The sequence below is a fragment of the Streptomyces sp. NPDC002669 genome (genome assembly GCF_042889165.1).
In the GTDB taxonomy this organism is placed as follows: Bacteria; Actinomycetota; Actinomycetes; order Streptomycetales; family Streptomycetaceae; genus Streptomyces.
This window is the reverse complement of the sequence record NZ_JBIAQQ010000011.1, coordinates 212,807-235,871: the sequence shown is the minus strand read 5'-3', so window position 1 is coordinate 235,871 and position 23,065 is coordinate 212,807. Positions and strand designations below refer to the sequence as shown.

General features: G+C 71.2%; 20 protein-coding genes and 2 pseudogenes. 11 read left to right on the top strand and 11 right to left on the bottom strand.

Annotated features, from left to right (window positions below):
* Positions 1-1,544 (top strand): annotated as a pseudogene (locus ACFYW1_RS19215) (hypothetical protein); the annotation flags it as partial.
* Entirely contained in the window at positions 1,541-2,281 is a 741-nt protein-coding gene (locus ACFYW1_RS19210) for a hypothetical protein (RefSeq protein ID WP_388993973.1), read from the top strand. The pseudogene ACFYW1_RS19215 and the gene ACFYW1_RS19210, both read left to right, overlap by 4 nt.
* Here ACFYW1_RS19210 and ACFYW1_RS19205 read toward each other — a convergent pair.
* Entirely contained in the window at positions 2,252-2,770 is a 519-nt protein-coding gene (locus ACFYW1_RS19205; protein ID WP_388993970.1) for a DUF5959 family protein, read from the bottom strand. The two genes, ACFYW1_RS19210 and ACFYW1_RS19205, sit on opposite strands and share 30 nt — an antisense overlap.
* Positions 2,771-2,807: 37 nt before the next feature.
* Positions 2,808-3,335, bottom strand: a complete 528-nt coding sequence (locus ACFYW1_RS19200; RefSeq protein ID WP_388993967.1) for a hypothetical protein — start codon at positions 3,333-3,335, stop codon at positions 2,808-2,810.
* 116 nt (positions 3,336-3,451) lie between these two features.
* Here ACFYW1_RS19200 and pip point away from each other — a divergent pair, with 116 nt between their 5' ends.
* From pip to ACFYW1_RS19180, 4 genes are all read left to right on the top strand, one after another.
* A complete protein-coding gene (pip, locus tag ACFYW1_RS19195; protein ID WP_388993964.1) occupies positions 3,452-4,438 on the top strand; it encodes a prolyl aminopeptidase in 987 nt (328 codons plus the stop codon).
* Positions 4,439-4,601: 163 nt separating this feature from the next.
* Positions 4,602-5,825, top strand: coding sequence for an alpha/beta hydrolase family protein (locus tag ACFYW1_RS19190; protein ID WP_388993961.1), 1,224 nt, complete (start codon positions 4,602-4,604; stop codon positions 5,823-5,825).
* A gap of 85 nt (positions 5,826-5,910) precedes the next feature.
* Positions 5,911-6,906: an aldo/keto reductase gene (locus ACFYW1_RS19185; protein WP_388993958.1), complete on the top strand. Its 996-nt coding sequence runs from the start codon at positions 5,911-5,913 to the stop codon at positions 6,904-6,906.
* Between the two features lie 220 nt (positions 6,907-7,126).
* Positions 7,127-7,504 carry a hypothetical protein gene (locus ACFYW1_RS19180; RefSeq protein WP_388994024.1) on the top strand — a complete coding sequence of 126 codons (378 nt, stop codon included), beginning with the start codon at positions 7,127-7,129 and terminating at the stop codon, positions 7,502-7,504.
* A gap of 15 nt (positions 7,505-7,519) precedes the next feature.
* Here the strand turns inward: ACFYW1_RS19180 and ACFYW1_RS19175 are convergent.
* Positions 7,520-7,894, bottom strand: a pseudogene (locus ACFYW1_RS19175) (helix-turn-helix domain-containing protein); the annotation flags it as partial.
* Between the two features lie 94 nt (positions 7,895-7,988).
* Positions 7,989-8,516 (bottom strand): PadR family transcriptional regulator, encoded by a 528-nt coding sequence (locus tag ACFYW1_RS19170; protein ID WP_388993955.1) that lies wholly within the window; start codon positions 8,514-8,516, stop codon positions 7,989-7,991.
* Positions 8,517-8,603: 87 nt separating this feature from the next.
* On the opposite strand from ACFYW1_RS19170, the gene ACFYW1_RS19165 reads away from it, so the two are divergent.
* Together ACFYW1_RS19165 and ACFYW1_RS19160 are read left to right on the top strand one after the other, a co-directional pair.
* Positions 8,604-9,407 (top strand): alpha/beta fold hydrolase, encoded by an 804-nt coding sequence (locus tag ACFYW1_RS19165; RefSeq protein WP_388993951.1) that lies wholly within the window; start codon positions 8,604-8,606, stop codon positions 9,405-9,407.
* Between the two features lie 44 nt (positions 9,408-9,451).
* The gene (locus ACFYW1_RS19160; RefSeq protein WP_388993948.1) at positions 9,452-9,787 is read left to right on the top strand and encodes a hypothetical protein; all 336 of its coding nucleotides are present in this window, start codon (positions 9,452-9,454) and stop codon (positions 9,785-9,787) included.
* Positions 9,788-9,937: 150 nt separating this feature from the next.
* On the opposite strand, the gene thpR is transcribed toward ACFYW1_RS19160, so the two are convergent.
* From thpR to ACFYW1_RS19145, 3 genes are all read right to left on the bottom strand, one after another.
* On the bottom strand, positions 9,938-10,513 hold the full coding sequence (gene thpR / locus ACFYW1_RS19155; protein WP_388993945.1) for an RNA 2',3'-cyclic phosphodiesterase: 576 nt from the start codon (positions 10,511-10,513) through the stop codon (positions 9,938-9,940).
* 69 nt (positions 10,514-10,582) lie between these two features.
* A complete protein-coding gene (locus ACFYW1_RS19150; protein ID WP_148837241.1) occupies positions 10,583-11,917 on the bottom strand; it encodes an MFS transporter in 1,335 nt (444 codons plus the stop codon).
* A 94-nt stretch (positions 11,918-12,011) separates the two neighbouring features.
* Positions 12,012-12,452, bottom strand: a complete 441-nt coding sequence (locus tag ACFYW1_RS19145) for a MarR family winged helix-turn-helix transcriptional regulator (protein WP_283853155.1) — start codon at positions 12,450-12,452, stop codon at positions 12,012-12,014.
* Between the two features lie 145 nt (positions 12,453-12,597).
* On the opposite strand from ACFYW1_RS19145, the gene ACFYW1_RS19140 reads away from it, so the two are divergent.
* Positions 12,598-12,813: a ribbon-helix-helix protein, CopG family gene (locus ACFYW1_RS19140; protein ID WP_283853154.1), complete on the top strand. Its 216-nt coding sequence runs from the start codon at positions 12,598-12,600 to the stop codon at positions 12,811-12,813.
* Here ACFYW1_RS19140 and ACFYW1_RS19135 read toward each other — a convergent pair.
* On the bottom strand, positions 12,806-14,260 hold the full coding sequence (locus tag ACFYW1_RS19135) for an NCS2 family permease (protein ID WP_388993940.1): 1,455 nt from the start codon (positions 14,258-14,260) through the stop codon (positions 12,806-12,808). The two genes, ACFYW1_RS19140 and ACFYW1_RS19135, sit on opposite strands and share 8 nt — an antisense overlap.
* 264 nt (positions 14,261-14,524) lie before the next feature.
* Between ACFYW1_RS19135 and ACFYW1_RS19130 the strand changes: the two genes are divergently transcribed.
* Together ACFYW1_RS19130 and ACFYW1_RS19125 are read left to right on the top strand one after the other, a co-directional pair.
* Positions 14,525-14,809, top strand: coding sequence for a DUF2530 domain-containing protein (locus ACFYW1_RS19130; protein WP_388993937.1), 285 nt, complete (start codon positions 14,525-14,527; stop codon positions 14,807-14,809).
* Between the two features lie 158 nt (positions 14,810-14,967).
* Positions 14,968-17,475: a cation-translocating P-type ATPase gene (locus ACFYW1_RS19125; RefSeq protein WP_388993934.1), complete on the top strand. Its 2,508-nt coding sequence runs from the start codon at positions 14,968-14,970 to the stop codon at positions 17,473-17,475.
* Between the two features lie 51 nt (positions 17,476-17,526).
* Here ACFYW1_RS19125 and ACFYW1_RS19120 read toward each other — a convergent pair whose 3' ends face one another.
* From ACFYW1_RS19120 to ACFYW1_RS19110, 3 genes are all read right to left on the bottom strand, one after another.
* Positions 17,527-18,363 (bottom strand): DUF5707 domain-containing protein, encoded by an 837-nt coding sequence (locus ACFYW1_RS19120; RefSeq protein ID WP_388993931.1) that lies wholly within the window; start codon positions 18,361-18,363, stop codon positions 17,527-17,529.
* A gap of 144 nt (positions 18,364-18,507) precedes the next feature.
* Entirely contained in the window at positions 18,508-19,392 is an 885-nt protein-coding gene (locus tag ACFYW1_RS19115; RefSeq protein ID WP_388993928.1) for a calcium-binding protein, read from the bottom strand.
* 252 nt (positions 19,393-19,644) lie between these two features.
* On the bottom strand, positions 19,645-22,899 hold the full coding sequence (locus ACFYW1_RS19110) for a sacsin N-terminal ATP-binding-like domain-containing protein (protein WP_388994018.1): 3,255 nt from the start codon (positions 22,897-22,899) through the stop codon (positions 19,645-19,647).
* Positions 22,900-23,065: the final 166 nt, after the last annotated feature.

Below are 23,065 nucleotides of genomic sequence, written 5' to 3'. Positions count from 1 at the left end.
CCCAGAAGTTCGACCTCAGGGGCATCATCCAGCTCATCGCCTCCCTCCTCGGCCTGACCTGGGACAACATCCGCGCCCGCATCACCCGCAAGGGCATCCCCGACCAGGCGATGACCGCTGTCGAGTCCTCCGTCCCCGTCGCGAAGAAACTCGCCACCGAAGGCCCGGCGGGAGCCGTCAAGGAGATCGAGGCCGAGGCCGGCGACCTCAAGGCCACCATCCTCGAAAAACTCACCAGCTACCTCATCCCCACCGTCATCATCGCCGGCATCACCTGGATCGTCTCCCTCCTCAACCCCGCCTCCGCCTTCGTCCGCGCGGTCAAGGGAATCATCGACATCGTCACGTTCATCGTGAACCAGGGCGCCCAGATCATCGAATTCGTCAACGCCGTCCTCGACGCCGTCATCGCCATCGCCAACGGCGGCCAGGCCGGCGTCCCCAAAATGGTCGAAACCGCCCTCGCCGCCAGCATCCCGTTATTGATCGGCTTCCTCGCCTCACTCCTCGGCATCGGCAACCTCGCCAACAAAGTCAAATCCGTCTTCCACACCGTCGCCCGACCCGTCAACCGCGCCATCGACAAAATCGTCAACCTCATCACCAAAAAAGGCAAAGCCCTCTGGAACAAACTCAAAGGCAAAGACAAGAACAAAGAGAAGGATCACCCCACACAAGCCGACCAAGACGGCAATAAAAAACCGACCGTAAAAGAAGTACGCAAATCATTCACCATCAAGGGTGAGCCGCACACCCTCTTCCTGAAGATCGTCAATAAAAAACCTCAGATCCAGATGGCTTCACTCAGCCGCGAAGATCTGAGCAAGCTCATATCGGACGCCACCGCCGACGCCCCGGAAGTGATTGCCGACAACAACGAGCGCGCCAGCGTATTGGGGCAACTGGCAGCACTTCAGGCCATGCTGACAGAGATGGAAAGCCAAGGGGAATGGGATCCGAATATCAGCGTGGCCCAGCGGAGACATTTTGATCAGGAGCTGATGTTCATTGCGGGAGCCCTTTCGGACGCCGGTCGAAAATACGGGTTCCCCAACCTGAAGTTCCTGGTTCGCCCCTCGGCGTGGCTGGTGGGAAATGTACTGAGGAGCGAGTATCAGGGGGATGCGCTCCGTTCAAAGGTTTACGGCGGCTGGACGAGGGCAAGCCTGAATTATCTCGACAGCGAACACGCTCGACTCGTATCTGAAAAGCGTTCCAACCCGGCGCTCTGGTCCAGCGACCCCTTGTACACAAAACCAAAATCTTATGTATGCCCGGGGAACGGGACCAATCAGAGAACGCCACATCTCGCGGACCGCGACGACCCCAAACAAAGGATCAGCCTGGATCACGTCAACCCCATGTCGGGCCACTGGATGACCCAGGGAAATAAATGCCAGCACTGGCAGCGAGTGCAGTTCTACAACGACCTCAACGACCTTGCCCCGATGTGCCTCTCCTGCAACGGGAAAAAGGGCGGGCCGAACATCTCCAGCTATGCCGTTTACTCAGGTTTTAGGGACGATAAGGGGTTCGGACTGTGACCGAATTTACCGACGGCGCACCAGAGAACCTGCAAAACCGTCCAGATTTCCTCCTGTGGCATCCACTGTGCGTCGCATCACAGAACGACTATACATGCACATTCGATGTGACCGCCGAGGACTTCGAGGAGATCAATCGCGGAACGGACGCACTGATCACCACTTTCGCCGAACGGTTGGGTATAGACGGAAACAGCATCACCGGCTGGCAGATCGAGCGCTTTCTGTCCCCCTACTATTCTTTCGAAGTGCGCCCCGAGCAGCGACCTTTCGGCTTGAAGTTGCCAACGACGGGAGATTGGGCAGACCGTTTCGGTCTGGCATGGCGAGCAACTCTCCACTTCACATGCGCGGCGGCACCCTTCCAATACCTTGGCCTCGGCCCGTACCCGGCAATCGGGCACGATGATACCTGGCCCTGCCGATCCTCGATAAGGCATTCCGGTGAACAAGAAGAGACAATCTTTGTCATAGCGGACTGCTGGGATGTAGAAGATTGGGGGTTCCTCGATGAATTCACCTCACAACATCAAGTCGAATTATCAAGAATCCCTGCCCAGGTGGGAAATTTTACCCAACTACGGATGCGCCTTGAATCAGTTCGGCCGGCCGCCGCTGAAGGATGGATCGTGGAGCTCTTGAAGACCTTCACGCTCCGGCTCTATTCAACCCATCGCAGAACCACTGAGGAATTGGGGTTCTGGCCTTCACTCATGACGGGCGGTGACACGATCTGACGCCAGTGGCCCGTCTGGCCGATGCGCTCGTGAGCTCCACTCGTAGGTCATCGGGGCCGTCTCGACGACTTCGACGGGCCAGGTCCGTCCGACCCGGTCCGCGCTCTCCCGGAGTTCCGCGAGCCAGTCTCCTTCCGGGCGGATCCCCAGAAGCGTGGTGAGGCGGTCCGGGTCCACGATCGAGACCGTCAGCAGGCCGCCTTCGTGCACGCGGAGGACGAGCCTCAGGCCGCGGTCCCCGCCGAGGCCGATCTGCCGCCCCGGGACGAGGCCGGGCAGGCCCTCCTGCCAGGCGTCGAGGTCCTGCGGGAAGAGGTACACGTCCAGCCTGGCGTCCAGGAAGCTCGCGGACACGAGCACGTCGGCGCGCAGGACGTCGTGGCCGGTCAACACCCCGGGGCGGGAACGCCCGGTGACGCGCACGACACAGCTGTTGCCCTCGCCGTCCGCCAGGCGGACCAGGTCCACCGGGGCGGGTTCCGTCGTCACCGGGTTCGCTCTCCTTCGGTCGGGGGCAGCGCCGTGCCTACTCGAACCGCTCCCCGCACCGGCTGCAGAACACCGGTTCCGGGTCGTGCGAGAGGCGTCCGCATGCGGGGCAGACGCGGTCCAGCATGCAGGGTGCCTCGCCGCCCCCGTCGTGCGGCGCCGGGGGCGCGACCGGGGGCGCGGTGGGCCTCTCGATCCGGGACGTGGCCGGGGACTTGATGGTCAGGCCGGGGCGGCGGCGGTGGACGGTCAGGTAGGCGAGTCCGTCCGGGCCGGCGGCGAGGGCGCGGCGGGAGGTGCGGGGCAGCCAGACGGCCGTGGTCGGGGCCAGGTCCAGTACGCCGTCCGGTGCGGTGATCCGGCCACTGCCCTCGACGACGACGAGGAGGACGTCCAGGACGTCCTCCTGGTGCTCGCCCACCTCGGCGCCCGGCGGGAGGCGCACCAGGTTGGCATCCAACTCCCGTCCCTGCTCGGCCAGTTGCCACAGCGCCCCCCGCTCTTCGTGGGTCGCGGCACGGAGCAGATCGTCGAGTACGGCCAGAACGCGCGCTGCGGAAGTCACGCCCCTCAGGTTACGCCCCGGTCGTAGGCTGCTTCCTTTGCCCGCGGGAGCCGCCCCCGGGCCGGAGAGACGAAGAACCGGCAAGTCGAAGAGTCGAAGAGCTGAGGGAGTTCGCCGTGGACCGCAGGCCCGACGAGAAGTACCCGCCGATCGAACCGTACGAGCACGGCATGCTCGACGTGGGCGAGGGCAACCTCGTGTACTGGGAGGTGTGCGGCAACCCGGACGGCAAGCCCGCGGTCGTCGTGCACGGCGGGCCGGGGTCGGGGTGCACCGAGGGGGCCCGGCAGTACTTCGACCCGGACCTGTACCGCGTCGTCCTCTTCGACCAGCGGGGCTGCGGGCGTTCCACCCCGCACGCGAGCGACCCGGCCACCGACATGCGGTTCAACACGACCGACCGGCTGATCGCCGACATGGAACGGCTGCGGGTCCGGCTCGGGATCGAGAAGTGGCTGCTGTACGGCGGTTCCTGGGGTTCGACGCTGATCCTCGCGTACGCCGAGCAGCACCCGGAGCGGGTCTCGGAGATCGTGATCCCGGCCGTCACCACCACCCGCCGCTCCGAGATCGACTGGCTGTACCGGGGAGCGGGCCGGATCTTCCCCGAGGCGTGGGACCTGTTCCGGGCCGGGGTTCCGGAGGTCACGGGGAACGCGACGCCGGACGTGCTGGCCGCCTACGCCCGGCGGATGGAGAGCCCCGACGCGGCCGTGCGGGAGCGGGCGACGGCCGACTGGTGCGCGTGGGAGGACGCGGTGCTCTCCCAGGAGACGTACAGCGGGCCGCCCCCGTACAGCGGGCGGCCCGGCCGGGCGCGGCAGGCGCTGGTGCGGATCTGCTCGCACTACTTCTCGCAGGGCGCCTGGCTGGAGGAGGGGCAGTTGATCCGGGACGCGGGGCGGCTGGCGGGGATTCCGGGCGTGCTGGTGCACGGCCGGTTCGACCTGGGCGGGCCGCTCGTCACCGCGTGGGAGCTGACGAAGGCGTGGCCGGACGCCGAGCTGACCGTGATCGACGGCGCCGGGCACCTGGGTGGCGCGGCGACGAGCCGGGCGGTGCTGGCGGCCCTGGACCGGTTCGCGACACGGAGCACGTCGTAGCACCATCGGCCCGTCATGTCCGGTTCGATGGGCGGGAGTTGGGCGGATGGTGCGAGTAGGACCAGAGGCGTACGGCGTACGCCCGCAGAGGTATGTTCCGCCCCTCCGTTCACCACCCGTGGGCCGACGTGCCGGGCGGTTGCCCGCACCTACCGTTCGGGGCATGAACAGACGCCGCGGCACGACCGCCTCCGCACTGCTCGGATTCTCCCTGGCCCTCGCCCTCCTGGGCACGGGCTCGGCCACGGCTGCCCCTTCCACCCCCGTCACCACGACCGCCTCCGGTGTCGCGGCCGCCACGGAGTTGGCCCTGCCGCGCCCCGGGGGCCGGCACGCGGTCGGGACCCAGACCCTGCACCTGACCGACCACCGGCGCCGCGACCCGTGGGTGCCCTCGGCGGACCGGGAGCTGATGGTGTCGGTGTACTACCCGGCGCACCGCCCGGCCGGTCCGGGAGGGGGCGGCTCCGCTGCGTACATGACCACGGAGGAGGCCCGGCTCCTGCTGGAGGCGAGGGGACTCGACGGCGTCGTCCCCGCCGGAACCGTCGCCGCCACCCGTACCCACGCACGTGTCGACGCCCGCCCCGCCCCCGGACGCTTCCCGCTGGTGGTGCTCTCGCCGGGCTTCTCGATGCCCCGCAGCACCCTCACGTCCCTGGCGAACGACCTGGCGAGCCGCGGGTACGTCGTCGCCGCCGTCGACCACGCGTACGAGTCGATCGGCACCTCCTTCCCCGGCGGCCGGGTGCTCACCTGCACCGCGTGCGAACAGGTCGACTCGACCGGGGACTACGCGCGGGTGGCCGTGGGACGGGCGCACGACCTCTCGTTCGTGATCGACCGGCTGACGGACGCGTCGGGGGCGACGGCCCGGACCGTCCGGGGGCGTCCGGCCCTCCCGTACGCCCGAATGGTCGATCCGCGGCGGATCGGTGCGGCGGGCCACTCCGTCGGGGGCGCGAGTGCCGCCGCGCTCACGGCGCGGGACCAGCGGGTGCGGGCCGGGCTGAACCTGGACGGCGGCTTCTTCGCGCCGCTGCCCGAGGACGGCCTGGGCGGGCGCCCGTTCCTGATGATGGGCACCGAGACCACGCACAGCCCCGGCGGGAAGAACGACTGGTCGGCCGCCTGGGCGCGGCTGGACGGCTGGAAGCGCTGGCTGACGGTCTCCGGGGCCGAGCACTTCACCTTCACCGACCTGCCCGTGCTGGCCGACCAGCTCGGCCTGGTCGATCCCGCCGCGCCGCTCTCGGGGGAGCGGTCGTGGCACCTCACCCGTGACTACCTGACCGCCTTCTTCGGCCTCCATCTGCGCGGCGTGCCGCAGCCGCTGCTGGACGGGCCGTCGGCCGACCACCCGGAGGTCGCCTTCCGACAGCCGTGACCGACGACGGCCGGGGCCGGCGGCAGTCGCGGCCGGCCCCGGTGCCCTTGCTTCGAGCGGACTCGAAGGCGTTGGCTGGACGACCATGAAGTACACACAGCTCGGACGCACCGGACTCAAGGTCAGCCGCCTCGTGCTCGGCACGATGAACTTCGGTCCGCACACCAACGAGGTGGACAGCCACGCCATCATGGACGCGGCGCTGGACACGGGCCTGAACTTCTTCGACACGGCGAACGTGTACGGCTGGGGGGAGAACAAGGGCCGTACCGAGGAGATCATCGGCACCTGGTTCGCCAAGGGCGGCGAACGCCGCGACAAGGTGGTCCTGGCCACCAAGATGTACGGGAACATGGGCCCCGACGGCGCGGCCTGGCCCAACCACGACAAGCTCTCCGCCGTGAACATCCGGCGCTCGGTGGAGGCGTCGCTGAAGCGGCTCCAGACGGACCGCATCGATCTGTACCAGTTCCACCACGTCGACCGGAACACGCCCTTCGACGAGATCTGGCAGGCGATCGACGTCCTGGTCCAGCAGGGCAAGATCCTCTACGCGGGTTCGTCGAACTTCGCCGGGTACAAGATCGCCCAGGCCAATGAACTGGCCGCCCGGCGCGGCTCGCTGGGGCTGGTCAGCGAGCAGTGCATCTACAACCTGATGGAGCGCCGCGCCGAGATGGAGGTCATCCCGGCGGCGCGGGAGTACGGGCTCGGCATCATCCCGTGGTCCCCGCTGCACGGCGGTCTGCTGGGCGGTGCGATCCGCAAGGAGCGCGAGGGCGCGACCGGCCGCTCGTCCTCGGGCCGCGGCGCGGAGGCCCTGCGCGACCCGGAGCAGCGCAAGCAGATCCAGGCGTACGAGGACCTGCTCGACAAGCACGGACTGGAGCCCGGCGAGGTCGGCCTGGCGTGGCTCCTCGCGCAGCCGGGGGTGACGGGGCCGATCATCGGGCCGCGCAACCAGGAACAGCTGGACTCGGCGCTGCGGGCGCTGGAGCTCGACCTGTCCCCGGAGCTGCTGGCGTCGCTGGACGAGATCTTCCCGGGGCCGGGGCCCGCCCCGGAGGCCTTCGCCTGGTGAGACCCGGCCCCGCCGGGGCACAAAAGCGCGGAAGCGCGGAAGTACCGACGGGCCGTCGTCGTCGTACCGTTCTCCACCGAGAGCGGTACGACGACGGCGGTCCGCGTCCCGCACCGGAACCGTGCGGGAGGCCGCGGGCGGCAGCGCCCGATGCCACCACAACCCTTCGAGGGCCTCGCCCGTCTCACGGGGCACAGAACTACGTACGGAGAGTGCCACCGTGAGACCCGTTCCCCTCCTTCTCGCCGCCGCCGCGCTGCTCGCGCTGACCGCCTGCTCGGCCGAGAAGGACGTCACGAAGCCCGCGCCGGAGAAGACGGCCGCGGACCACTCCGCGGCCGAACGGGCCGCCGGCATCCCGTCCGCCCCGACCGGCAACGCCCGCGACGCGTACCTGGACGCGATCGCGGCCGTCGACCCGCAGCTCATCGTGGACGAGGAGCGGGCGATCGACGCCGGGCGGAACCAGTGCTCCTCGATCACCGCCCCCAAGGCCGACTCGCTGGCGGCCCAGCGGTTCGGAACCGATGCCCGGCCGCTCACGGACGATCAGGGCAAGCGGCTGAACGCCGCACTGCGCAAGACCCTCTGCCCCTGACCCGGTCACGCCCCACGTCCGGAAGAAGGCCCGGCGGTAGCCGCTCGGCGACACGCCGGTCTGCTTGAGGAAGTGGTGGCGGAAGTTGTTCGCCGTGCCGAGGCCGCTCAGTTCGCCGGCCCCGGCGACCGGCAGGTCCGTCGACTCCGGCAGGCTCCGGGCCCGTCGCAGCCGCTGGTCGAGGAGCCACTGCAACGGGGTCGCCCCGGTGGCCGCCCGAAACCGCCGGCAGAGGCTGCGCGGGCTCGTCGCGGCCCGCCGCGCCAGGTCCTCGACCGTCAACGGCTGACCGAGGTGCTCCCCGGCCCGGTCCATCACGGGGGCCGGGCCCCTGTCGTCGTCGGCGGGCACGACCATCCGGCGGGCCGGCTGGTCGGCGACGTGCGGGCCCGGCACCCGTGGCGCCACTCGACCGCCGCCGGCTTCGCCGCGATGGGGATCCCCGAACCGGCTCTCCCCACCTGCACGGCACCGTGCGCGCCGCCTAGGAGGCGTCCAGTTCCTCCAGGGTCGCCGCCAGCCAGCCCAGCTCCGCCTCGCTCGTCGCGCGGGCGATCGTGAGCAGGCCCCGCCGGAACGGGTCGTCGAAGGTCTCCGCGCCGAGCGGCCGGTCGCCCTCGTAGAAGAAGCTGCTCGGCTCCTCCAGGAAGGCGAGCCTGCGCCGCAGCACCCCCGCCTGCTCGGCCGGGGAGGGCAGGTGGCGCAGGAAGGCGAGGACGGTGAACCAGCGGTTCTCGTCGCTGATGTCCACCTCGTCGGCCTCGCGCAGCCGCCGCAGCAGTTCCTCGCGGCCCGGGCCGGTCAGGGTCAGGGTGTGGCGGGGGGCGGCCCTGGTGCCCGGTTCGGTCCGGCGCTCCAGCCATCCGGCGCGCTCCAGCCGCTTGATCGCCGGATAGAGCGTGCCGTCCGCGATGGGGCGGACGTGCCCGGTGAGGTGGGCGACCCGGCGCTTCAGCTCGTAGCCGTGCAGGGGTTGCTCGTACAGAAATCCAAGGATGGCCAGTTCCAGCATGCGCGTATCCTCTCCCGAGAACCTTATACATCGGTGTCTATGTATAGTCTCCCCGATGGTTTGAGGGACACCGCGAGGAGGAGAGTCATGCACGACACACAGGTGACGGACGGCGGCGCACGCATCAGGTGGGTGGAGCTCCCCGGAGCCGCCGCGCCCGCCGGGGCCGCCGGAGGAACCGGGGGCCGTCCCGACCGGGTCTACCTGCACGGGCTCGGCGCCTCCTCCGGCCCGTACTTCGCCGCGAGCGCGACGCACCCCCTGCCGGCCGATGGCCGGTCGCTCCTCGTCGACCTGCTCGGCTTCGGCATCAGCGACCGCCCCACGGACTTCGGCTACACCCTGGAGGAGCACGCCGACGCGGTGGCGAAGGCCATGGAGGCGGCCGGAGCGCACGGCGCGGACGTGATCGGGCACAGCATGGGCGGCGCGGTGGCCATCGTGCTCGCGGCGCGCCACCCGCGGCTGGTGGGCCGACTGGTCCTGGTCGACGCCAATCTGGACCCGGCCCGCCCCGCCCCCGGCCAACCGGGCAGCAGCGGCATCTCGGCGTACACGGAGGAGGAGTTCCTGGCCGGCGGCCTGGCCGAGGTGCGCGAGCGGGTGGGCCCGTCCTGGTGGGCGACCATGCGACTGGCGGGCCCCGAGGCGCTGTACCGCAGCGCGGTGAACCTCGCCCGTGGGACGACGCCGACCATGCGGGAACTCCTGCTGGACCTGCGGATCCCGCGTACGTTCCTGCATCCGTCGGCCGACGGGCCGCCGGCGGGCGAGGCCGCGCTCGTCGAGCACGGGGTGCGCGTCGTGGCGGTCCCGGACTGCGGGCACAACATCATGCTGGACAACCCGGAGGCGTTCGCCCGGGAGACCGCGGCGGCCCTCGCCCCCTGAGACGACGGGTGCGCCGCCGGGCGCGGCGGGCCTACGCTCGTCGCATGGACGACCTCGTACCGCTGCTGATCGCCGTCGCGGCCCTGGCCGCGGTCATGGGCTTCTTCGGGTGGCTCGCGGTCGTCGCCCGGCGGCGCGGGGTCGCGGGCACGGCCCTGAGCGCGGCCCTGGCCTCGTACAACGAGGCGTACCAGGGCACCGCCCACCGGGCGTACCACGAGATCCGGGCCCAGGCGGAACGCCGGACGCCGCTCCTCTCCCCGGACGGCACCTGGCGACCGGCGCCGCCGGACCGGGGTTCAGGGGAGGACGTACGCCGCCGGCGGCCGTCCGCGCGCCGACCGCGTCGCCGGTTCGGCCGGCTGCGGCACCCCCGCTGAAACCGGAGGCCGGCGCCCGGCCCGGCGGGCCCGCCGGGTCACGCCCCGGCAGCTGCCGCCACGGCGACGACGATGAACATCAGCACGAGCACGGCCGCCATGACGCGGTTTCTGGTCTTCGGATCCACCCTTCGAGCGTAACCGCAGCGCTCAGCTCCCCAGCGACCAGGATGCGAGCACCTCGTACCGGGGCTGTTCCCCCCGCACCCCGGCGACCGGCAGGTTGCTGCGTACGAGGGACAGCTCGCCGACCTCCCACGGGGTGCCCTCGAAGCCCCCGAGCGCGTCGGTCCAGGGACGCAGGTCGACCTCGGCCCGGCGGCTGCGGGCGAGGGTGAGGTGCGGGGCGTAGCGGCGGTGCTCCTCCATGGGGATGCCGGTGCGGCGGGCGGCGGCGTCGGCACGTTCGGCGAGGAGCCGCAGCGTGTCCAGCGAGCCCGCGGCGCCCGCCCAGAGCGCCCGGCCGCCGAACCGCCCGGCGCCGTGGATGCGCAGCGGGAAGGGGTCGGTGCGGCGGGCGGCCCGCGCGAGGCGCGCGTCCAGCTCGGGCAGCAGTTCCTCGTCGACGGGCCCGAAGAAGGCGAGTGTGAAGTGCCAGCCGGGCACTCCCGTCCAGCGAAGGCCCTCGGCACCGGGAAGCGTGTGCAACGGGGCGACGGCACTGCGCAGTTCCTCGACTGCGGGAGCGGGCGGCAGCACGGCGGCGAAGAGTCTGAGACGGCTCATGCGCCGAGTGTCGCACCGCCCCGGCAGTGCCCGTGGGCACTGCCGGGGCGGTGCGGTCGCGTGCTGGGCTCAGGCCGCCGTCGCCAGCTCCTCCCGGGGGACGAACCGGACGTGCGGGCGGCCCGGGCGCAGGTCGACGCGGAGGCGGAGGCCGCCGACGCGGGCCAGCACGATGCCGACGCCGATCGCGGCCACCAGCGAGAACGCGCCGCCGACGGCCATGCCCGTACGGACCCCGTAGGCGTCGCTGATCCAGCCGACGATCGGGGCGCCCACCGGCGTGCCGCCGGCGAAGACCATCATGTACAGGCTCATGACCCGGCCGCGCATGGCCGGGTCGGCGGCCATCTGGACGCTCGTGTTCGCGCTGATGTTGGTCGTCAGGCCGATCATGCCGATCGGGACCAGCAGGATCGCGAAGAGCCAGACGGACGGCGACAGGGACGCGATGATCTCCAGCAGGCCGAACGCCGTGCCCGCGGCCACCAGCATCCGCAGCCGCGAGGAGCGGCGGCGGGCGGCGAGCAGGGCACCGGCCAGGGAGCCGGCCGCCATGAGGATGTTGAAGAACGAGTACATCCCGGCGCCGCCGTGGAAGACCTCGTCCGCGAAGGCCGTGAGCCAGATCGGGAAGTTGAAGCCGAACGTGCCGACGAAGCCGACCAGGACGATCGGCCAGATCAGCTCGGGGCGCCCGGAGACGTACCGCAGCCCCTCGCGCAGCTGGCCCTTGGCGCGCGGCACGACGGCGACGTGGTGCAGCTCGTTCGTGCGCATCATCAGCAGGCCGACGAGCGGGGCGAGGAACGACAGGCCGTTGAACATGAAGGCCCAGCCGCTGCCGACCGTGGTGATCAGGACGCCCGCGACGGCGGGGCCGATCAGCCGGGCGGACTGGAAGTTGGCCGAGTTGAGGCTGACCGCGTTCCGCAGCTGGGCGGGGCCGACCATCTCGGACACGAAGGACTGGCGGGCCGGGTTGTCGACCACCGTCACCATGCCGAGCAGGAACGCTATGAGGTAGACGTGCCACACCTGGACGACGCCGGAGAGCGTGAGGACCGCCAGGGCGATCCCGCACAGGCCGAGCGCCGCCTGGCTGAACAGAAGGAGCTTCCGCTTCGGGAAGCGGTCCGCGATGACACCGCCGTACAGACCGAAGAGGAGCATCGGGAGGAACTGGAGGGCCGTGGTGATGCCGACGGCGGCGGCGGAGCCGGTGAGGCTCAGGACGAGCCAGTCCTGCGTGATGCGGGACATCCAGGTACCGGTGTTGGAGATCACGGCGCCCGTGGCGAACAGGCGGTAGTTGCGTATCTTCAGCGACGAGAAGGTCCCGCCGGGCTTGCTCTCGTGGGTGGAGGTCGGTGCGGGGGCGGAGTCTGCTCCGGATCCCGTACTCAAAGGGGTTCGCCTCCTCGGGCGTATACGTTTCGCTGACTGACGAGGTGCGGCGGTACGGGCGCCGCGTCGGCCGGGGCCGGCGCGGTCCGCCCCGCTACAGGTGGGCGAGCTTCTCCAGCACGGGCGCCGCCTTGCGCAGCGTCTCCCACTCGTCCTCGTCCAGGCCCTCGGCGAGGGCGGTCAGCCAGGCGTTCCGCTTGGAGCGGCTCTCTTCGAGCATGGCTTCCGCCTGCTCGGTCTGGCTGACCACCTTCTGGCGACGGTCATCGGGGTGCGGTTCCAGTCTGACCAGCCCCTTCGCTTCCAGCAGCGCGACGATTCGGGTCATCGACGGAGGCTGCACATGCTCCTTGCGGGCCAGCTCGCCGGGTGTGGCGGAGCCGCACCGCGCGAGTGTGCCGAGCACCGACATCTCGGTGGGGCTCAGCGACTCGTCGACGCGCTGGTGCTTGAGGCGCCGGCTGAGCAGCATCACGGCGGAGCGGAGGGAGCTCACGGCGGCGGCACTCTCGCCGTCGTGGATCAGGTCAGGCATGTTCATTAGCGTAACTCATTACCCAATCTAAAGACCATTCGTGTTACACGCGCGAGCGGCACTTCGCCCAATTGCTCACCCGAACGAGTGAGTCGAATCCGGAAAGTGACATGAAACGACGCCCCGGGCCGTAACCCTGCTTGCCATGGGATCGACTGTGCTCAGCCTGCGGATAGACGGTGAGCTGCTCGACCGGCTACGGCAGCATGCCGCGAAACGCGGAATGAGCGTCCAGGACTATGTCGTCCGGACGCTCATTCGCGATGACTTCGACGAGCGCTTCAAGGCGGCCGTCGACGAGACGGAGAAGTTCTACGGGGCGGAGGGAGCCCCGGGGATCAGAACCGGGGAGGTCACGTGAGGCCGAGTGCCGGCATCGCGTAGTAGAAGACGAAGACCGCCGACACCACGTACATGGGCACCGGTACCTCGCGCCAGCGCCCGGCCGCCGCCCGCAGCACGCAGAAGGCGATGAAGCCGATGCCGATGCCGTTGGTGATCGAGTACGTGAACGGCATCATCAGCATGGCGAGGAAGGCCGGGATGGCGAGCGTGTAGTCGCTCCAGTCGATGTCCCGCACCGAGCCCGAGATGATCAGGAAGCCCACCGCCAGCAGGGCGGGGGTGGCCGCCTGCGACGGGACCATGGTCGCCAGCGGCGTCAGGAACAGCGCACCCGTGAACAGCGCACCCGTCACAATGCTCGCGAAGCCGGTCCGCGCCCCCTCGCCGACCCCCGCCGTGGACTCCACGAAGCAGGTCGTGGCGGAGGAGGAGCTCGCGCCGCCCGCGGCGACCGCGATGCCGTCCACGAACAGCACCTTGTTGATGCCGGGGAAGTTGCCCTCCGGGTCGGTCAGCTTCGCCTCGTCGCCGACGCCGAGGATGGTGCCCATCGCGTCGAAGAAGCAGGACAGCAGCACGGTGAAGACGAACAGGATGCCGGTGAGGAGCCCGACCTTGCCGAAGCCGCCGAACAGACTGACCTGACCGACCAGCCCGAAGTCCGGCGTGGCGACCGGGTTGCCCGGCCACTCCGGGACGGTCAGGCCCCACGCCCCGGCCGGCAGGCCGGCGACGGCGTTGATGATCAGCGCGACGACCGTCATCGCGACGATGGAGATCAGGATCGCGCCCGGCACCTTGCGGACGAGCAGCGCGAGGGTGAGCAGGGTGCCGAGGACGAAGACGAGGACCGGCCAGCCGTTGAGGTGGCCGTCGCCGCCGAGCTGGAGCGGCACGGTGGTGTGCGCGGCGTCCGGCACGCGGGAGACGAAGCCCGAGTCGACCAGGCCGATCAGCAGGATGAACAGGCCGATGCCGATCGCGATGCCCTTGCGGAGCGAGGTCGGCACGGCGTGCATGACGCGTTCCCGCAGACCGGTCGCGACCAGCAGCATCACCACGAAGCCCGCGAGGACGACCATGCCCATCGCGTCCGGCCAGCTCATCCGGGGGGCGAGCTGGAGCGCCACGACGGTGTTGACCCCGAGGCCCGCGGCCAGCGCGATCGGCACGTTGCCGATGACGCCCATCAGGAGCGTGGAGAACGCGGCGGTCAGCACGGTGGCGGTGACCAGCTGGCCACCGTCGAGCTGGTGGCCGTACATGTCCTTCGCGCTGCCGAGGATGATCGGGTTCAGCACGATGATGTAGGCCATCGCGAAGAACGTGGCGAATCCGCCGCGGATCTCGCGCGCGACCGACGACCCCCGCTCGGAGATCTTGAAGAAACGATCCAGCGCGCCGTGCGGCTGTTGCGCCGATGGCTGCTTGGAGTCGACCGGAGCGGTGGCCGAGGGGGACATGTATGACCTCAGACGTACAGAGAGGGGGGTTAAATATGGTCAGCTTTGGACTTTCAAACGAATAAATCGAGACAGTCTTAAGCAGATTCAGTATGAATACATAAAGCAAAGATCGCTATCTCCGCGCGTAGACCCTTGGGCCGCCGGGGCCGCGGAACGGGGCGGAGGGCCCGGGGCGGTCCGGGACGGGGGCCGGGGAAGGCCGGAGAGGGTCCGGGGAGGAGGGCCGGGGAGAGGTCCGAGGCGGCCCCATACACTGAGCCCATGGCGAAGTGGACACCGAAGCACGAGGCGCCCGAGCCCCTGGAGGGGCCCGTCGTCGCCACCATCACCGGCGGCACGATCCTCTGGTTCGTCCTCTTCCTGGTCCAGCTCCCGTTCTACGGCTGGTTCGACGACCACGGCCACCTGTGGTGGCTGTGGACCTGCCTGGCCGGTGCCGGGCTCGGGCTGATCGGCATCTGGTACGTGCGGGGACGCGACGCCGCGCTCAAGCGGGCCGCCGCGGCGGCCGGCCGGGGCGACACCGCCGAGGGCACCGCCTCCTGACCACCGGCGCACGCCCGGCACCCGGGCCCGTGCGCACCCGACCCGTATCCACCGTCGGGGTCCTCGTCCACCCACGGGACCATTCCCCCTCCTCCCCCAGTCTGATCTTCGTACTACCCGGTGGGTGAACCGGACCATCCACCCGTACCGTCGGAACCATGACGCACCGGGCACCCCACTCCTTCGGCGAGCAGCCTTCCGAGACGACCGGCCCGGCCGGCTCCGTCGACCCACCGGGCTCCGGCGGGCCCGCCGGTCCGGCGATGATCGACGCCGGGGCCGAGCTGGACCCGGTCCACCCGGTGGACCTTCCCGGCCCGGCCGTGAACACCCGCGGGCTGACAGCCGCCGAGGTGGCCGAGCGGATCGCCCGCGGCGAGGTCAACGACGTACCGGTCCGCTCCTCCCGCTCGCTGCGCGAGATCGTCCGCGCCAACGTCTTCACCCGGTTCAACCTGATCATCGGCGTGCTCTGGGCAATCATGCTGTTCGTCGCACCGATCCAGGACAGCCTCTTCGGCTTCGTGATCGTCGCCAACACCGGCATCGGCATCATCCAGGAGTGGCGGGCCAAGAAGACCCTGGACAGCCTCGCGGTCATCGGCGAGGCCAAACCCACGGTGCGGCGCGACGGGGTCGCCGCCGAGATCTCCACCTCCGAGATCGTCCTCGGCGACCTCGTGGAGCTGGGACCCGGCGACAAGGTCGTGGTGGACGGCACGGTCGCCGAGGCCGACGGCCTGGAGGTCGACGAGTCGCTGCTGACCGGCGAGGCCGACCCGGTGCTCAAGCACCCCGGCGACCCGGTGATGTCCGGCAGCTTCGTCGTCGCGGGCGGCGGCGCCTTCACCGCCACCAAGGTCGGCCGCGAGGCATACGCCGCGCAGCTCGCCGAGGAGGCGTCCCGCTTCACCCTCGTCCAGTCCGAGCTGCGCAGCGGCATCTCCACGATCCTGAAGTACGTCACCTGGATGATGGTGCCGACCGCGATCGGTCTGGTGATCAGCCAGCTCGTCGTCAAGGACAACGACGTCAAGGGATCGATCGCCCGGACCGTCGGCGGCATCGTGCCGATGATCCCGGAAGGGCTCGTGCTGCTCACCTCGGTCGCCTTCGCGATCGGGGTCGTACGGCTCGGCCGCAAGCAGTGCCTGGTGCAGGAGCTGCCCGCCATCGAGGGGCTGGCCCGGGTCGACGTCGTCTGCCTGGACAAGACCGGCACCCTCACCGAGGGCGGCATGGACGTCAGCGAGGTCCGCACCCTCGGCGACACGGACCGGGCCTACCTGGAACGCGTCCTGGGCGCCCTCGGCGCGTCCGACCCCCGGCCCAACGCCAGCCTGCAGGCCATCGCCGACGCCTACCCGGACGGCGAGCGGTGGCGGTGCACGCAGACGCTGCCGTTCTCCTCGGCCCGCAAGTACAGCGGTGCCGCGTTCGACGAGGGCGGCGGCCGGGAGTCCTCCTGGCTGCTCGGCGCGCCCGACGTGCTGCTGCCCGAGCAGCATCCGGCGCTCGCCGAGATCGAGCAGCTCAACGAGCAGGGCCTGCGGGTGCTGCTGCTGTCCCGCGCCCGGGGCGGGGTCGAGGGCGGCGACGCCACCGACGGGGCCGTGCCGAGCGCCCTGGTCGTCCTGGAGCAGCGGCTGCGGCCCGACGCCGAGGAGACCCTGGCCTACTTCGCGGAACAGCGGGTCGCCACGAAGGTCATCTCCGGCGACAACGCGGTCTCGGTCGGCGCGGTCGCCGGGAAGCTGGGCCTGCCGGGTGCCGAGCACACCCTGGACGCGCGCCGGCTGCCCACCGACCCCGACGAGATGGCCACGGCCATGGAGGAGAACGCGGTCTTCGGCCGGGTCACCCCGCAGCAGAAGCGGGACATGGTCGCCGCCCTCCAGTCCCGCGGCCACACCGTCGCCATGACCGGCGACGGCGTCAACGACGTCCTGGCGCTGAAGGACGCCGACATCGGCGTCTCCATGGGTTCGGGCTCCGAGGCGACCCGGGCCGTCGCCCAGATCGTGCTGCTGAACAACAGTTTCGCGACGCTGCCGTCCGTCGTCGCCGAGGGCCGCCGGGTGATCGGCAACATCACCCGGGTCGCCACCCTGTTCCTGACCAAGACCGTCTACTCGGTGCTGCTGGCGATCCTGGTGGTGTGCACGCAGGTCGACTACCCGTTCCTGCCGCGCCACCTGACCCTGCTGTCGACGCTGACGATCGGCGTCCCCGCGTTCTTCCTGGCCCTCGCCCCGAACAAGGAACGGGCGCATCCGCACTTCGTGCGCCGGGTCATGCGGTACGCGATCCCCTCGGGCGTCGTCGCGGCGGCCGCCACCTTCACGACGTACCTGGTCGCCCGGCACCACTACACCGGCCCCGGCGCCCTGGAGGCGGAGACCAGCGCGGCCACGCTCACGCTGTTCCTGGTCTCGATGTGGGTCCTGGCGATCATCGCCCGTCCGTACACCTGGTGGCGGATCTGCCTGGTGGCGGCGATGGGGCTGGCGTTCCTGGTGGTGCTGGCGGTGCCGTGGTTGCAGGAGTTCTTCGCGCTGAAGCTGGTGGGGACGACGATGCCGTGGACCGCGGTGGGGATCTCGGTGGTGGCCGCGGTCGTCCTGGAGTACGCCTGGCGGCTGATCGGCAGGCGCTTCCCGGCGTGACGCCGGCACGGCGGAGGGGGGCGGCGCCCGGGGTGCCGCCCCCCTTCGCCGTCACTTCACGTCGACGAAGTCGCCCGCGGTGGTGACGGCCGGGGTGGTGGACGTACCGGCGAAGCTGTAGCGCCAGTAGCCGTCGACCGCCGCCTTGACCGTGGTCTTCAGGTTGCCGACGCTGTTCGTCCTGATCGTCCTGACCGTGGTGTACGTCGAGCCGGTCTTCTTGCGGAACTGCAGCTTCACCGCCTGGCCGGTGTAGCCGTGGTACTTGTGGTCCTCCCAGTTGGCCCGCGAGAGCTTCCCGGTGACCGTGATGGTCCCGCCCTTCTTCACCGGCTCCGGCGCGGCGTTGACCGTCAGCTTCGACAGCCGCTGCACCCGCGCCGTGGTGAAGAAGTCGCTGGAGGTCAGGGAGCCGTCCTTCGCCCGCGCGCCCGCGAGGACGTGCCAGGTGCCGGCCAGCGAGTTCTTGTACAGGTCGGCCCGGGGATCGACCGTGATCGTGAGGGAACAGGTGCTGGTGGTGGCGCTCGCGGCCCGGCAGGTCGCCGCGTCCTCGTTCGGCAGCAGTACGGCCTCCAGCCCCTCCTCCTGGTCCTTCCCGTGCCACAGCATCAGCCAGCCGGTCTCGATGCCGGAGGGGTGCGAGGCGGTGACCGAGACGGTGACGGTCCTCGGCGCCGTCGTCCCCAGGACGATGTCCTTGCCGCCGTTGACGAGGGCCTCGGAGACGACCGGGCCGGGCGCGCCCGGGTCGGAGGCCGCGGGGCCGGCCGTCGCCGGTTGTGCCGCCCGGGCCGCCGGAACGGCGAGGGCCGACAGGATCAGGGCGCCGGAGGCCGCGACGGCAGCGGCGGCAGTGGTGGTGGTCGCGGTGGCACGTATACGCATGGGCTTCTCCGTGGGGAAGGCCCCGGACGGGGGCCGGACGGGAACGCACGGGCGGATGCGCGAACAGCGGGACCCCCGGCAGGGACCCCGCTGTTCACATGTGGCCGCGGAGGCGGCCGGTCGGCCCCGCTCCGGACCGTGGAATTACCTCACGTCGACGAAGTCGCCCGCGGTGGTGACGGCCGGGGTGGTGGACGTACCGGCGAAGCTGTAGCGCCAGTAGCCGTCGACCGAGGCCTTGACCGTGGTCTTCAGGTTGCCGACGCTGTTCGTCTTGATCGTCTTGATCGTGGTGTACGTCGAGCTGGTCTTCTTGCGGAACTGCAGCTTCACCGCCTGGCCGGTGTAGCCGTGGTACTTGTGGTCCTCCCAGTTGGCCCGCGAGAGCTTCCCGGTGACCGTGATGGTCCCGCCCTTCTTCACCGGCTCCGGCGCGGCGTTGACCGTCAGCTTCGACAGCCGCTGCACCCGCGCCTTGCTGTAGTAGTCGGTGTAGGCGATGTCGGTCTGGTTACCGGCGAGCGCGCCCGCGGAGACGTGCCAGGTGCCGGCCAGCGAGTTCTTGTACAGGTCGTAGCGCGGGTCGATCGTGAACGTCAGCTTGCAGGTCGAGGTCGTCGCGTTGACCTTGGTGCACTTCGACACGTCCTCGTTCGGCAGGATGGCGCCGTCGATGGTGTCCGGGGACGTCGGGTCCGTGCCGTGCCACAGGTCGGCGTAGGCGTCGATGACACCGGTCGCGTGCGAGGCCGTGACCGAGATGGAGATCGTCTTCGTGGCGGTGGTGCCCAGGACGATGTCCTTGCCGCCGTTGACGACGACCTTGGAGATGACGGGTTCCGCGGCGTCGGCGGCGGTGGCCGCGGCGGCCTTGGCGGCGCCCCGGGCGGTGATGCCGAACGCCTCGGCACCCGAGGTCGGCTTGTTCGGGACCGACGCGGAGTGGTCGCCCGCCTGGGCAACCGGAACAGCCAGAGCAGACAGGGCCAGCGCGCCGGAAACGGCAGCGACAGTGGCGCGAATACGCATGTATTTCCCCAGTGGAGAAAGAGCTCCGCGGGCACGTGACGTGCTCCGGGCGGAGCTGGTTCGGTCTGTTGAGTCTGCTGACTCGACAGACCAGACCAGTGACACGTGTGAAGGGTTGTACACCAAGTTGAATTTCTTGCGAAGATCCGGCTTCCGGTGCCCGTGACGGCCCGCCCGGTCGCGGTGGGCGGGCTGCGGCGAGCGGCCGGGGCCCGGTCGCGGGGCCCCGGCTCCGGCCGTCGTGACCGGGCGTCAGTCGAACCAGCGGTCCCGGGCCAGTTCCTCCGTGCGGGACGGGTCCTCCAGCAGTGCCGCCACCTCGAAGCGGCGCGGCCACTGCCCCGCCGCCCAGGCCAGCCCCGCCGCGACGCCCTCCAGCGTGGCGGCGTGCACGATCCCGTCGGGGGTGCGGCGCCAGTCCAGTTCGACGCCGCCCGCGCGCAGTTCGCCGTGCTCGACGTACACATCCGGCGTGCCCGCCCCGAGCAGGACCCGCACCGGTTCCGGTACCCGGTGCTCCTCGCCCTCCGTCGTCACCTCCGCCTCGACGCTGTCGCCGAGCCGCCGCACCTGGAACAGCTCGGCGAGTTCGGCCGCGCGCGTCGGGGCGACCGGCAGCAGCGGGAGCCCGGCGGCGAGCGGCAGCAGGTCGGGGGCGTCCGCGATCACGGCGTCCGCCGCGTCCACGACCCGCACCTCGCCGTCCACCACGGCCCGCAACTCGTCCGGCAGCGTGACCTGTTCGGGGTCGAGATCGGCCAGGGCCGTGTACAGGGAGTGCAGTTGCACGGGGTCGACCGGGCGCTCCTCGTCCGCGAGCCGGCCCAGCAGCTCGGCGGCGCCGCCCGGTTCGTCGAGCAGCGCGGCCACGGACGTCCGCACCCCGAGGGCGCGCAGCACCTGGGCGTCGTCGAAGCCGGTCGCGTCGGCGGAGTCGTACAGCCCGGCCAGCCGCGGGTCGCCGCCCGCGGCGCGCAGTCCGGCGGGGCGCCGGCCGTCGAGCACCGGGTGGTCGCGCAGCCACCAGGCGGTGTACGGGCGCACGGACCGGGTGGTGCCGTCGGGGAGCAGCACCCGCACCGGCTGGGTCAGGGCGTCCCGCAGCGGGGGCTGCGCGAGCATGGCGAGCGCCTGCGGCCAGGCGTCGTCGTCGACCAGGTCGAGGTCGCGGACGGCGACGAGTTCGGTGGCGACCGGCGGTACGGGGGTGTCGGGCAGCTGGTCGAGGACGTCCTCGCACCACACGTCGACGGCGTCGAGCAGACCGGCGTCGTCGGGTTCGGCGAAGTCGCCGTCGCGCGGCTCCAGTTCGTCCGGGTCCAGGACGACGTCGGTGGCCCGCACGAGGGCGAACGTGGCCAGCACGCCGCAGGCGGTGAGCGGCTGTTCGCCCCAGCGGTCGGCCAGCTCCCGGTCTACCAGGGCCAGTTCGCCCTCCCGCATGACGGACGCGAAGGGGCTGTCCGGCAGCACGAGTTCACCGGCCGGGGCCGGTTCGCCGTCCTCGTCGGGCAGGGCGAGCGCGCCGAGCCAGGGCTCGTCGCCGGGGGCCAGTCCGGCTTCCCGCACGAGGGTGAGGACGGTCTCGGCGAGTTCGTCGACGTCCAGCGCGTCCTCGTCCCAGATCTCGCCCGCCTCCAGCGATCCGGCGACGGCGGCCCGCACCTGCGGGGTCGTCAGCACGGCGCGCGGGGTGGCGGGCAGGGCGCCCAGCTTCTCCAGCAGCGGGTGGGCGGCGTCCGGGTGGGCGACCTTCAGTCCGAGCCGGGCGAGGCGTTCCAGGACCGGGCCGGTGAGCGCGTCGGGGAGCGGGAGGAGGACCTGGCGGGGTCCGATCGTGGTGCGGGGCACGGCTACGGGACCGGCCTCAGCCGCCCCCTCGGTCCCGTCCGCCCCCTCGGTCCCATCGGTCGCAGGGGTCTCGTCCGTCCCGGCGAGCGGTACGGGCAGGCCGGAGAGGCGGTCCGGGTCGATGCCGGACAGGCTGTCGTAGAGCCGCCGCCACCAGCGGGGTTCGCGCTCCAGTCCGGCCAGCCGGTCGATCGCCTCGGTCAGCGGGACCCGGGCGACGGAGAGCGTGCGCAGTTCGCTGCGGCGCTCCAGCCCGGCGGGCAGCAGACACGGCAGGACCTCGGCGAGCACCCGTACGGTCTCGGCACCGGCCCCTTCCAGGACCTCGGCCTCGATGGGCCGCAGCGCGGCGGTGGCCGCGGGGTCGTCGACGCCGTCCGCCCGCTCCTCCCAGCCGTCCCAGCGGCCCGCGTCGGCGGTGGTGTCGCGCGGGACGGCGGGGGCCAGGAACGCGACGCGCGGCAGCCGTTCCAGGATCGCGCCGCGCAGGGCGCCGTCCAGCTCGCCCTTGCCGAGCGGTCCCGGTACGAGGTCGATGGTGTCGACGGACACCGGCTGCCAGCCCGCGAGCAGTTCGGCGTACGCGTCGGCGGCGCGCTGCACCAGGAAGTCGGTGAGCGGTCCCGGCGCGAAGTGGCGGCGGCTGGTGTCGAGCGGCAGCGAGGCGATGAGCAGCGCGGGGATGCCGAGGGGCTCGTCGGTGGGGGTCGGCGCGTGGACCACGGGAGCGGTGCGGGGGCGGGCCGGGGCGCCCTCCGCGTCCACCGGGACCGCCCAGGTCACCGACCAGTGCGGGCGCAGCCGTTCCTCGCGGGGCCGGTCGGCGAGGAGCGCCGGTTCGACGGCGCCGTGGTGGGTGACGGTGCGCCAGCGGGTCGTGCCGTGCGCGGAGTCCTCGACGTGGACGTACGGGCCGTGCTGCGAGCGGCGCAGCGTCCGTACGGTCTCCGGGGTCTCGATCACGATCTCTTCGAGGCCGCGCAGGGTGAGCAGCAGCGCGTCGTCGGCCGCGTCGAGCAGTCTGACGACGAGGTCCTCGGCGCCGCCGTCGCGCAGCGGGAGGACCACGACGGTGTCGTAGCCGTCGGGCGCGGTGCCCTCGGCGGGCAGCGGGAGCCGCAGCAGGGGGACGTGGCCGTCGCGGCGGCGGAGTTCGTCGCCGAGGCCGGGGCTGGCGACTGCCGTGCGCGCGGCGAGGTCGCGGGCCTCGGCGAGGGACCAGCGGACGCCGCCGTGCCGGCCGATCACGGCGGGCTCGTCGCTCACCGCGAGCACGGCGGCGAACCCGACGCCGAACCTGCCGACGGCGCCCTCGTGGCCCTCGCGCTTGGCGGAGGCGCGCAGGGTGGAGAGGGACTCCACGCCGGTGGCGTCGAGGGGGGCGCCGGTGTTGGCGGCGGCGAGGACCGCGGGGGTGTCCGCGGTCGCCGGGTGCAGGGTGAGGCGGAGCCGGCCGGTGACCCGGGCGCGGGCGGCGGCGTCGGCGGCGTTCTGGGCCAGCTCGACGACGAGGCGGTCGCGGTAGCCGCCGAGGGCGAGGTCCTCCTCGGCGTTGGCGTCCTCGCGGAACCTGGCGGGGCCGGCGCCCCAGGCGTCGAGCACCCCGCGGCGCAGCCGTGCGGTCCCGAACGGATCGGCCCCTTCGGTCGCATTCATGCTCACGCTCTGACTCCGCTCTTTCCGGTTACGCGTTGCCCGTGCCGCCAAGTGTGCGCCCGAAGGTACCGGGTCCTCTCGTCGGGCGGGGGGCGCCGAACAGCGCATCGGCCGGTTCGGGTCCATGCCGGTGGACGGCCGGACGGGCGGCGGGAACGGGCCCGTC